General features: G+C 70.0%; 8 protein-coding genes. 5 read left to right on the top strand and 3 right to left on the bottom strand.

Translation table 11 applies throughout. The annotated features are described in order from the left end of the window. Positions 1-222: 222 nt before the first annotated feature. The 3 genes from VH914_11900 to VH914_11890 are packed head-to-tail and all read left to right on the top strand — an operon-like array spanning position 223 to position 1703. Positions 223-459 (top strand): helix-turn-helix domain-containing protein, encoded by a 237-nt coding sequence (locus VH914_11900; protein HEX4491902.1) that lies wholly within the window; start codon positions 223-225, stop codon positions 457-459. Positions 460-519: 60 nt separating this feature from the next. Next, a complete protein-coding gene (locus VH914_11895; GenBank protein ID HEX4491901.1) occupies positions 520-1266 on the top strand; it encodes a site-specific integrase in 747 nt (248 codons plus the stop codon). Further along, positions 1263-1703 carry a tyrosine-type recombinase/integrase gene (locus tag VH914_11890; GenBank protein HEX4491900.1) on the top strand — a complete coding sequence of 147 codons (441 nt, stop codon included), beginning with the start codon at positions 1263-1265 and terminating at the stop codon, positions 1701-1703. The genes VH914_11895 and VH914_11890 overlap by 4 nt, the downstream gene beginning before the upstream one ends. Positions 1704-1746: 43 nt before the next feature. Here VH914_11890 and VH914_11885 read toward each other — a convergent pair whose 3' ends face one another. Next, complete coding sequence (locus tag VH914_11885; protein HEX4491899.1) at positions 1747-2718, bottom strand: glycosyltransferase; 972 nt, start codon at positions 2716-2718, stop codon at positions 1747-1749. Between the two features lie 65 nt (positions 2719-2783). On the opposite strand from VH914_11885, the gene VH914_11880 reads away from it, so the two are divergent. Beyond that, positions 2784-3419, top strand: coding sequence for a NeuD/PglB/VioB family sugar acetyltransferase (locus VH914_11880; GenBank protein HEX4491898.1), 636 nt, complete (start codon positions 2784-2786; stop codon positions 3417-3419). Then, a complete protein-coding gene (locus tag VH914_11875; protein HEX4491897.1) occupies positions 3416-4528 on the top strand; it encodes an aminotransferase class I/II-fold pyridoxal phosphate-dependent enzyme in 1113 nt (370 codons plus the stop codon). The genes VH914_11880 and VH914_11875 overlap by 4 nt, the downstream gene beginning before the upstream one ends. Positions 4529-4533: 5 nt before the next feature. On the opposite strand, the gene VH914_11870 is transcribed toward VH914_11875, so the two are convergent. Both VH914_11870 and VH914_11865 read right to left on the bottom strand, forming a co-directional pair. Then, positions 4534-6690: an acyl-CoA dehydrogenase gene (locus VH914_11870; GenBank protein ID HEX4491896.1), complete on the bottom strand. Its 2157-nt coding sequence runs from the start codon at positions 6688-6690 to the stop codon at positions 4534-4536. A gap of 109 nt (positions 6691-6799) precedes the next feature. Continuing rightward, a complete protein-coding gene (locus VH914_11865) occupies positions 6800-9688 on the bottom strand; it encodes a protease pro-enzyme activation domain-containing protein (protein ID HEX4491895.1) in 2889 nt (962 codons plus the stop codon). Between the last annotated feature and the right edge of the window lie 42 nt (positions 9689-9730).

Raw genomic sequence — 9730 nt, 5'->3', positions numbered from 1 at the left:
CGGGCCGGTGAAACAGCCGGCTACGAGACCCGCGTTTCGAGACCCGCTCGCGATCCACCCGGCCACCTCGGTGGTTCCGCTTTTGCGGAACCACCGTTTGTGCTCGACATAGTCACCAGTCACCAAGAAGCCCACCGACGCAGAACCGACCCGTCGACGAAAATGTTGCGCCGATCTCAAGAAATCGGTTCCGATCGCGCTCCCCGATTCGCACACTTAGGCATGAAGCTCCGACCCGCGACACCGACGCCGCTCCCGAACCTCGTCGACATCGACACGCTCGCCGCGCACCTCGGCGTCAGCGTCCGCCACGTCCGCAGACTCGTTGCCGAACGACGCATCCCGTTCGTCAAGTGGGGACACCTGCTCCGGTTCGATCCGATCGCGATAGCGACCTGGCTCGACGAGCAACGCGTCGAAGCCGCGCGACCCGTTGTCCGTGTCGCAGGTCGTCGGTAGCGTCCGGCTCCCTCGAGGAGTTGCAACCGCTCCGATCTTCGGCAGGCTCGGAAGAACACGATGAGCAGCATCACACCGACGAAGACGACGCCAGACGGCAAGCCGGCGCGCGGTTCCCGGTGGCGGGCTCGCTACCGCGACCCGTCGGGGCGCACGCGTTCGAAGACGTTCGAACGGCGCGTTGACGCGCAGCAGTTCCTCGACGTGACGTCGGCGGACAAGCACCGCGGCGAGTTCACCGATCCGGCGTTGCGCAGATCGCGGTTCGAGGACTGGGCCGAGTCGTGGTGGGCGATGAACGAGGCTCGGTTCCGCGTCTCGACGCGCTCGACATCGAGACGAGTTCTCGACAACGCGATCCTTCCGGCCTTCAGCGGGCGACGAGTCGGCGAGATCGACCGCGCCGACATCAAGGCTTGGGTCGCCGACATGCTCGGCCAGGGCTCAGCTCCGAAGACCGTGCGCAACCGCGTCGCGATCGTGAAGTCGATCTTCGACGAAGCCATCGAAGGCCGCGCGCTACGCGACAACCCGGCCGCCGGCATCCGCATCCCGCGAGCTCGTGCGAGCGAACCGCATTTCCTCACCGCTGACCAGGTCGAGGCGCTCGCCGAGGCAATCGACGAGCCATATGCGTTTCTCGTGCGGTTCGCCGCGTACTCAGGCTTGCGGGCCGCCGAGGTTGCCGGTCTGCGCGTGCGCCGGCTCGACCTGCTCGCGGGACGCGTCGACGTCGTGGAGACGCTCACGACCGTCCAGGACACGTTGTGCCCGGTCCGACGAAGACGAGCGCGCGGCGCACGGTGACGGTCCCTCGCTTCCTCTGCGAGGAGGCAGGCGAGTACCTCGGTTGGCTCGAAGCGAAGCTCGGCCGGAAGCTCAAGCCCGACGATCTCGTGTTCCGCTCGCCGAACGGTTCACCGTTGAACACCGACAACTGGCGCCGACGCGTCATGGTGCCCGCGCTCGAACGCGTTGGCCTTCCGGTCGAGGTTCGCTTTTACGACCTCCGCCACTCGTGCGCCTCGTTGATGATCGCCCTCGGAGCGCACCCGCGGCTCGTGATGGAACGCCTCGGCCACAGCGACATCTCGACGACGATGAACGTCTACGGGCACATCTGGCCGGCGTTGCACGAGCAGCTCAACGAGCAGCTCGAGGACCTCCATCGCACGGTCAAGGGCAAGCCGTGGAAGGCGCCGATCGCGTCGGTCGAACAGCTGCCGAAGCGCACCTCGGCGTGACACGGTTTTGACACGCGGACACGCGTTTGACGCAAAATTCCGGTCATTCGCGGTCACTGGCGGAGCCTCGCGGACACCCTCTGACCTGCACTGACGCGCTTTTCGGCCGTCGCGCCGAGAACCCCTTTGAGGGTTCGACTCCCTCCGCTCGCACCGGGGCCGGCGGTTGCGGGAGCGCGCCCCGCTCGGCCGCGCGCTGCTCCCACGTCGCGCGGTTCCGCCCGTCGGGACCGAGGTAGTACGTGCCGACCGGGCGGGGCACGAAGTGGAACCGAACGCCCGCCTCCCACATCCGCCGCGCGAGGTTCCAGTCGCCGGGCTCGTCGACGAGCGCGGCGTTCACGTCGTAGCGGAACTCCTTGAGATCGGCGTGGTACAGCGCGGCCTGGAAGCCGAAGTCACCGAGTTGCGGCGGCCACGCGCCGAACCACGTCTCGGGCCCATCCTCCACCAGCACGCGCATCTGCCCGTAGACGACTTCGGCGCGCGCGCGTTGCGCGGCGGCGAGCAACACCGCGACGTGGTCGTCGTCCCATTCGTCGTCCTGGTCGAGCGGCGCGATCCAGCGGCCGCGCGTGCGCGCGACCGCGTCGTTGAACGCGTGCGTGCCGGCCACCATCCAGCGCAGCTCCGGCGCCTCCGGATACGGGCCGTTGACCGGCCGGTTGAAGAAGCGGATGCGATCGTCGCCGAGTGCTTCGACCTGCTCCGCGGTGTCGTCCTCGCAGCCGTCGCCGACCACGACGGCTTCCCAATTCGGATACGTCTGGCGCCGCACGGACGCGAGCGCGCGGTGACACAGCGTCTCCCCGCCGCGGTACGTGCCGATGCGCACCGAAACCAACGGCGAGCCCGCGAACGCGTCCTCGTACTCCGGTCGACTCCGGATCTCGTCGAGACGGCGCGGCCAGCCTTCGACCTTCTCGTAGGTGCGCGCCAACAGCGCGCGCAGCGCGCCGACCTCGCGCTCGAGCCGGGCGACCCGTTCGACGAGCGGATCCGATCGATCGGTCATGCGGTCCTCCAGTGCGCCCCGAACCCCTCCGCGGCGACACGCCGGTTGCACGCTAACTTCACGCCATGCGCGTGGTGATCTACGGGTCCCGGCGCGACGGGCATGCGAAGGTGCTCGTCGATCTCCTGAGCACGACCGATCTCGAAGCCGTGGGATTGATCGACGACGTTCCCGAGCACCACGACCACACGATCCGCGGTCTCGCCGTGCTCGGTACCGCGACCGCGCTCCCGGAGCTTCGCGGCCGCGGCGTCGAAGCATTGCTCATCGGGTTCGGCAGCGGAGCCGGCCGGCGCGCCGCGGTCGATACCGCGCGGCGAGCGAGTCTCGCGCTGCCCGCGCTCCTGCACCCGAGCGCGATCGTGAGCCCGACCGCGACGATCGGCGACGGCGCGCAGGTGCTCGCCCGCGCGTACATCGGCCCCGACGCGGTCTTGGGCGCGGGCGCGCTCGTGAACACCGGCGCGATCGTCGAGCACGACACCGAGCTCGGCGTCGGCGCGGTCGTCGGCCCGGGCGCGGTGCTCGCCGGACGCGTGCGCGTCGGTGCGGCCGCCGAGATCGGCGCCGGCGCGACGATCCTTCCGGACCGCAGCATCGGCGACGGCGCGCGCGTCGGTGCCGGCGCAGTCGTGACGCACGACGTCGCGGCGGGGAGCACGGTCGTCGGCGTCCCTGCGCGCGAACGACCCCCGCGGTGACCGAACCGCGGCCGGTGCCGTTCCAACGCCCGACGTTTCCCGCGGCCGACCGCATCGAGCACTACTTCGAGCGGTCGCGCGACCGGCGTTGGTTCTCGAATCGCGGGCCCTGCCTCGAGTTGCTGACGGAGCGCTTGGGCGCGCGCACCGGCGCCGTGTGCCTGCCGGTGGCGAGCGGCACGCTCGGACTGCTCGTCGCGGTCGCCGGCGTGCGGCGCGCGGGAACGACCGCCCTGGTGCCGTCGTTCACGTTTCCCGCGACCGCGCAGGCGTTGATCTGGAACGACCTGCAACCGGTGTTCGTCGACATCGATGCCGAGCACTGGCACCTGTCGCCGCGCGCGCTCGAGCAGGCACTCGCGGAGGGCGGTGACGACGTCGCGCTCGTGGTCGCGTGCTCGGCGTTCGGCACACCGCCTCCGCCGGCCGTGCGCGAAGCCTGGGCGGACGCGTGTCGCGCCGCGGGCGTGCCGCTGCTCGTCGACTCGGCCGCGGGCTTCGGCGCGATCGCCGAGGACGGCGTTCCGATCGGCGCGCAAGGGACCGCGGAAGTGGTGTCGTTCCACGCGACGAAGCCGCTCGCGATCGGCGAGGGCGGCGCCATCTTCAGCCGCGACGACGCGCTCGTCGCGCGGATGGCACGGTTGGCGAACTTCGGGTTCGACGCGAACCGTCATCCGATCGAGCGCCGGGGCATCAACGCCAAGCTCGACGAGCTGCACGCCGCGACCGCGCTGGCCGCGCTCGACGACCTCGACGCGCAGCTCACCGCCCGCCACGTCCGCGCCTGTCGGATGCGGGAAGGACTCGGTGCGCAACTGGTGCCGCAGCTCGGTCACGAACACAGCACCGTGCAGTTCGTCTCCCTGCTCGCGCGCGACCGCGCGGCGCGGAACCGGATGTTCGAGCGCGCCGACGGCCGCATCGAGATCCGCTCCTACTACGAGCCGCTCCATCGCGCGCCGGCGTTCGCGGATCTGCCCCGCGTCGCCGACCTCGCCGTGACCGACGACATCGGGGGTCGTATCGTCAGCCTGCCGATGGCGGTCGACCTGACCGACTCCGAGATCGCGGAGATCGTCGACGTGGTCGCCGGCGACGCGCGCTGACGCGCCTACTTGATCAGCGGGTCGCGCGGCAGGCCGAGGATGCGCTCGCCGATCTGGTTGCGCTTGATCTCCGAGGTGCCGCCCGCGATCGACATCGCGCGGTGCATGAACACCATCGCGCCGGTCATCGCCTGCACGCCGTCGATGAACGCGGTGTCGGCGCCGCCGAGCGCGACGAGCATCGCGGAGGCCTCGTGCCCGTTCTCCGAGAGGACGAGCTTCGTGATCGCGCCTTCCGGTCCGGGACCGCTGCCGGCAACCGCGCGCAGCACCGAGCGCACGTTCAGCACGTCGACCGCTTGCGTGTTCGCGATGTAGCGGCCGATCCGTTGCGCGCCGCCCGGAAGCCGTGACGGATTCGCGTCGAACGCGGCAACGAACGCGTCACCCGGCATCGCCATGCCGCCCTGGCCGCCCCCGATGCTCACGCTCTCGTTGCCGAGCGTCGCGCGCGCGACCGTCCACCCACCGTCGACCGGACCGACGACGTCGTCGTCGGGGATGAACACGTCGTCGAAGAACACCTCGTTGAACTCCGACTGACCCGTCGGCATCTTGAGCGGCCGCACCGTGACGCCCTCGGCGTGCATGTCGATCACCATCGTGGTGATGCCCGCGTGCTTCTGCACGTCGGGGTTCGTGCGCACGGTCGCGAGGCCGAACCCCGCCACGTGCGCGCCGCTCGTCCACACCTTCTGGCCGTTCACGCGCCAACCGCCGTCGACGCGCACGGCGCGCGTCTTCACGCCGGCCGCGTCGGAGCCCGCGTCGGGCTCGCTGAACAGCTGACACCAGATGATCTCCTGGTTCAGCGCGGGCGGCACCCAACGCGCGACCTGGTCGTCGGTGGCGTGTTGGATGAGCGTGAGGATCACCCATCCGGTGATGCCGTACTGCGGCCGCTTCACGCCCGCGGCGCCGAACTCCTGCTCGATGACGAGCTGCTCGACCGCGCCCGCGTCGAGACCCCACGGCTTCGGCCAGTGCGGCATGACGTAGCCGGTCTCGATGAGCTTGGTGCGCAGCGCGGCGCCGTCGAGACCCTTCACCTGCTCCGCGAACGCGCGTACCCGGTCCCGGATCGGCTCGGCCTCGGGCGGCAGGTCGACCTGCCGCGCCCGCCGCACGCCCCGGCGCGCCATATCGGTGACCGCGGCCGCCGCGGCCTCGCCGTCGACGATCGCCTCGATCGCCGTGGCGCGCCGGATGAAGAGGTGGGTGTCGTGCTCCCACGTGAACCCGATGCCGCCGTGCACCTGGAGGTTCAGCTGTGCGCACAGGTCGCCGGCCGGAATCGCGAGCGCCGCGGCCATCGCCGCGGTGTACGAGAGCTGGTCGCCGCCGGTCGACGCGGCGCGCGCCGCGTCCCACACGAGCGCGGTCGCGAGCTCCGTCGCGACGAGCATGTTGGCGCAGTGGTGCTTCACCGCCTGGAACATCGCGATCGGACGGCCGAACTGCTCGCGCACCTTCGCGTACTCGGCCGCGAGCTCGGTGCACTCGCGTGCGACACCGATCGCTTCCGCGGAGAACAGCACGCGGGCGAGGTCGACGAGCACCTGACGCGCGCCAGGAATCATTTCGACGGACGCGCCGTCGAGCGTGATGCGCGCGGCGCGCCGGGTCGCGTCGAGGTTTCTCGGCACGTCGACGTCCACGCCGTCGCCGCGCAGGTCGACGACACCGACGTCGTCACCGATCGCGACGAGGAGGACATCGGCGAGACCGCCGCCGATCACCGCGCCGGTCGAACCGTGCGCGCGACCGTCGCGCGTCTCGACCGCACCGCCGAGCGCGACCGCGCCGACCGTCGTGCCGTCGGCGAGGCCGGGGAGCCGGCGCGCTTGCAGCGCCGCCGGCGCGGCGGCCGCGAGCACCGCGCTCGCGATCACGGTCGGGACGAACGGCCCCGGCGCGATCGCGCGGCCCATCGCCTCCACGACGACCGTGAGCTCCGGGATGGCGAACCCCGACCCGCCATGCTCCTCGGGAAGGTGGAGCCCGAGCCAGCCGAGCTCCGCCATCTCCTTCCAGAACGGCGGCAGCTCCTCGCGCTCCGCGTCGAGCAGGGCGCGGGCGGCGCCCCGCGCGTCGTGCGAGGCGAGGAAGTCGGCGGCCACGCTTGCGAGGGCGCGGTGGTCTTCGGTGAGTGCGATCGACATCTGCGCAGCCGACTACACGAAGGGCCGCGCGATCAACTCGACTCCCATGGTCGGGTTCGCGGGTGCAGGAGGGGCCGCGGTCCGTCGCGGCCCCTCCCACCCACTGGGCCTAACTGAGAACGACGAAGGCGTCGACGTCGATCTTCGGGTGACCGGCCGTCCCGAGGACCTTGAGCACGAGCGTGTGCGGGCCCGTACCCGTCGCCTTCACGAACCGGACGATGCCCGGGCCGCCCGTCGCGTGCGTGTTCACCGTCGCCGCGGCGCCGCCGTCGATCACGATCGTGGCCGAGCCGTTGGCCGACGCGACCGTCGTCACGAACCCGACCTGGGTGCCGGAGAACGTGAACGTCGCCTTCTTGCCCGCGACGCTCGCCTCTTCGACGTGACCAGCGGACGCGCCCGCCTGCGCGATGCGCGCCCAACCGGTCGTGTACGCGATCGCCCCGTTGTTCTCCTCGTACAGCTTCAGGTGGACCGTCTTGCCGAGCTTGTACGTGGACGTGTTGTTGGCGTTGTCGGTCGCGCGCACGCGGAATCGGTACGTGTGGCCCGCCGGCAACGAGAGGAGCTTGCTCGTGGTGGTGAGCAGCGCGCCGACGTTGCTGTACGCGCCGCCGTCGAGCTTCTCCTGGAGCCGGTAGTTCTTCACCCCGCTCCCCGAGTCGGTTCCGGCCCAACTGACCTTCACCGGCACGTCGCTCGACGAGACCGCCGAGTTCTGCACGAGCGACACCTTCGGCGCCGTCGTGACCGTCGGGTCGACCGTGTCGAGGCACACCGGGCCGTACGCGTACAGACCGGAGTCACCGATGTTGTCCCACGCACGCACGAAGAGCGTGTGGCAGCCCTGCAGGAGCGACGCGGCACCGGACGTCGAGTTCTTCAGCGCCGGTCCGTCCCAGAAGTAATTGCCGGAACCACCGTGCGGCTCCGTCGTCGGGTCGCCCGGATCGCCGTCCCACTGCGCGGTGTAACCCTGCACCCCGGTCGGTGCCGGGCTGCCGTTGTCGACGATCGACCACGAGACCGAGCCGCTGTTCACGTACGTGCTCACGGGCGGGCCGTTCAGCGTGACCGTCGGCGCGGTGAGCTCACCGACGTTGAACCAGAGCACCTGATTGGCGAGCTGGAACAGGTTCGCCGATCCCAATCCCGTCGCACGGTCGTAGCCAGCGACGGCGCAGTAACCGGCGCCCGCGTCGTTGGTCGTGCAACCGGACGTGATGTCGTAGAACGGGTTGTGACGCCCTCCCGCCTGGGCGTTGTACACGTCGGGACCGGCCTGGCCGACCGTGGTGCACCCGCCGCTGCAGGCCGTGCTCGGGAACGAGCCGAGCTCCGCGTTGATCTGGGCCCAGATGCCGGCGAGCTCGGGCGTCACGATGCTGGTGCCACCAGTGGGACTCAACGCACCGTTGAAGTAGTAGTTCTGTCCGATGCCCGCGTTGAGCGAGACGTCGGGTTCGGCGCGCGTCGTGCAGAGGTTCTGGATGCGGCCGCTCTGGTAGCTCGGCAGCGACCATTGAACGCTGCAGCCACCGCCGCCACCACCACCGTTGCTCCCGCAGGATCCGGCGCCGGTCCCGCCGATCCACGCGGTCTCGCTGCTGAAGCCGCCGGCGGCTTGGAGGTCGGTGCCGCCCGCCGACAGGACGTCGGGATCAGAGGCCGGGTACTCGACGCTCACATGCGAACAGTCGGCGAAGGCGCCCTTGTCGTCGGAGTCGGTCACCAACGTCCAGCCCTGCCCGACCATCGAGTTGAAGATCGCGTGATCGGTGTTCATCGTCCCCGCGTCGTAGCAGTACGACTCGGCGCAGCCCCAGCTGCTCGACATCGTGCGCGCGTGGCCGTCGGAGAGCATCTGATTCCAGATGTCGGTGAAGGTTCCCAACTGCGTGTTGGCGCCGTCGTACATGTAGATCATCGCGGTGTCGGAGCTGGCGCCGAAGCTGTTGGACATCGCCGTCGACCAATCGAAGTCGAGCGTGCCCTCGCCGTCGCAGCACGTCGGCGTGCCGTCGATGAAGAACTCCTGGTAGTGGTAGGCCAGGTACGGATACTGGTTGTGGAAGCCGGCGAAGTCGGTCCCGCTGTGCGCACCCGCCGTCGCGATCGCGATGCTGGTCGCGGGCGGAGTGACGCCGGCGGCGTGCGTCGGGTTACAGCAATGGCCCTGCGCGTTGAGCGCGTTCACCGAGTACGCCTGGTCGCTGTAGATGTCGGTCGGGTCGTAGTAGCCGTTCGTCGTGTTGTGGACGTTCGACCGCTGCTTGGCCTTCGACGCGGCCATCGCCTTCGCGAGGAGCGTCTTGCTGCCGTTCGCGTGCCCGGCGGGACCCGTCTGGCGGGCCGGGCCCGCGACGTAGGCCGGATGCGTCACCGACTGCGACTGCGTCGGCTCGAGCTGCTGCAGGCTGTTCAGCCCGGCCACCGACTGCACGACGCTCGAGATGCCCTTCGGCATCGAGGCCGACTGGTCGTTCGAGTAGAACGACTTGCTTCCGAGCTTGTAGTTGTTGATCTTCAGGTCGAACGCCTTCTGCACCGTCGCGACCGTGCCGTCGAGGTCGACGACGAGGTGGTTCGCGTAGCGCTTCGTGACGGTGAAGCCCTGCGCGGTCGCCCAGTCGACGACGGACTGCTCGCTCGCGGCCGAGGGCGCGAACCGCGCGTTCCACTCGTCCGCCGTGAGGAAATGACGGAAGTTCGGCGAGCTCTTGTCCTTCAGTGACGCGACGAAGGCGTCCTCTTCCGCGGCATGCGGTGTCTTCAGACCGATCGTGAGTCGCAGATGTTGCGCGCCGCTCGCCGCCGCGACGAGCTTCGCCTGCCCGTCGCTCACTTGCTTCGGCGCGCTGATCGCGGCGCCGGCGACACGCGAGAGCGGCTTCGCGGATCCATCCGCCGACGCGACTGCGACACCGCCTTGGAGCGCGAGCACTCCCGCGGTCGCGGCAACGGCCACGACCGCGATCACCTTGCGGTAGCCCATCGAAACCTCCGGAATCGGCGTCGCCTGAGGAGAAGCCCTCAC

Source organism: Acidimicrobiia bacterium (assembly GCA_036271555.1).
GTDB lineage: Bacteria > Actinomycetota > Acidimicrobiia > IMCC26256 > PALSA-610 > DATBAK01.
This window is presented reverse-complemented; position numbering and strand designations above follow the sequence as displayed.

Excerpts from the sequence above, each read along its gene's own strand:
- VH914_11865 (HEX4491895.1), bottom strand. The coding sequence starts at position 9,688 with ATGGGCTACCGCAAGGTGATCGCGGTCGTGGCCGTTGCCGCGACCGCG.
- VH914_11870 (HEX4491896.1), bottom strand. The coding sequence starts at position 6,690 with ATGTCGATCGCACTCACCGAAGACCACCGCGCCCTCGCAAGCGTGGCC.
- VH914_11895 (HEX4491901.1), top strand. The coding sequence starts at position 520 with ATGAGCAGCATCACACCGACGAAGACGACGCCAGACGGCAAGCCGGCG.
- VH914_11880 (HEX4491898.1), top strand. The coding sequence starts at position 2,784 with ATGCGCGTGGTGATCTACGGGTCCCGGCGCGACGGGCATGCGAAGGTG.
- VH914_11900 (HEX4491902.1), top strand. The coding sequence starts at position 223 with ATGAAGCTCCGACCCGCGACACCGACGCCGCTCCCGAACCTCGTCGAC.
- VH914_11885 (HEX4491899.1), bottom strand. The coding sequence starts at position 2,718 with ATGACCGATCGATCGGATCCGCTCGTCGAACGGGTCGCCCGGCTCGAG.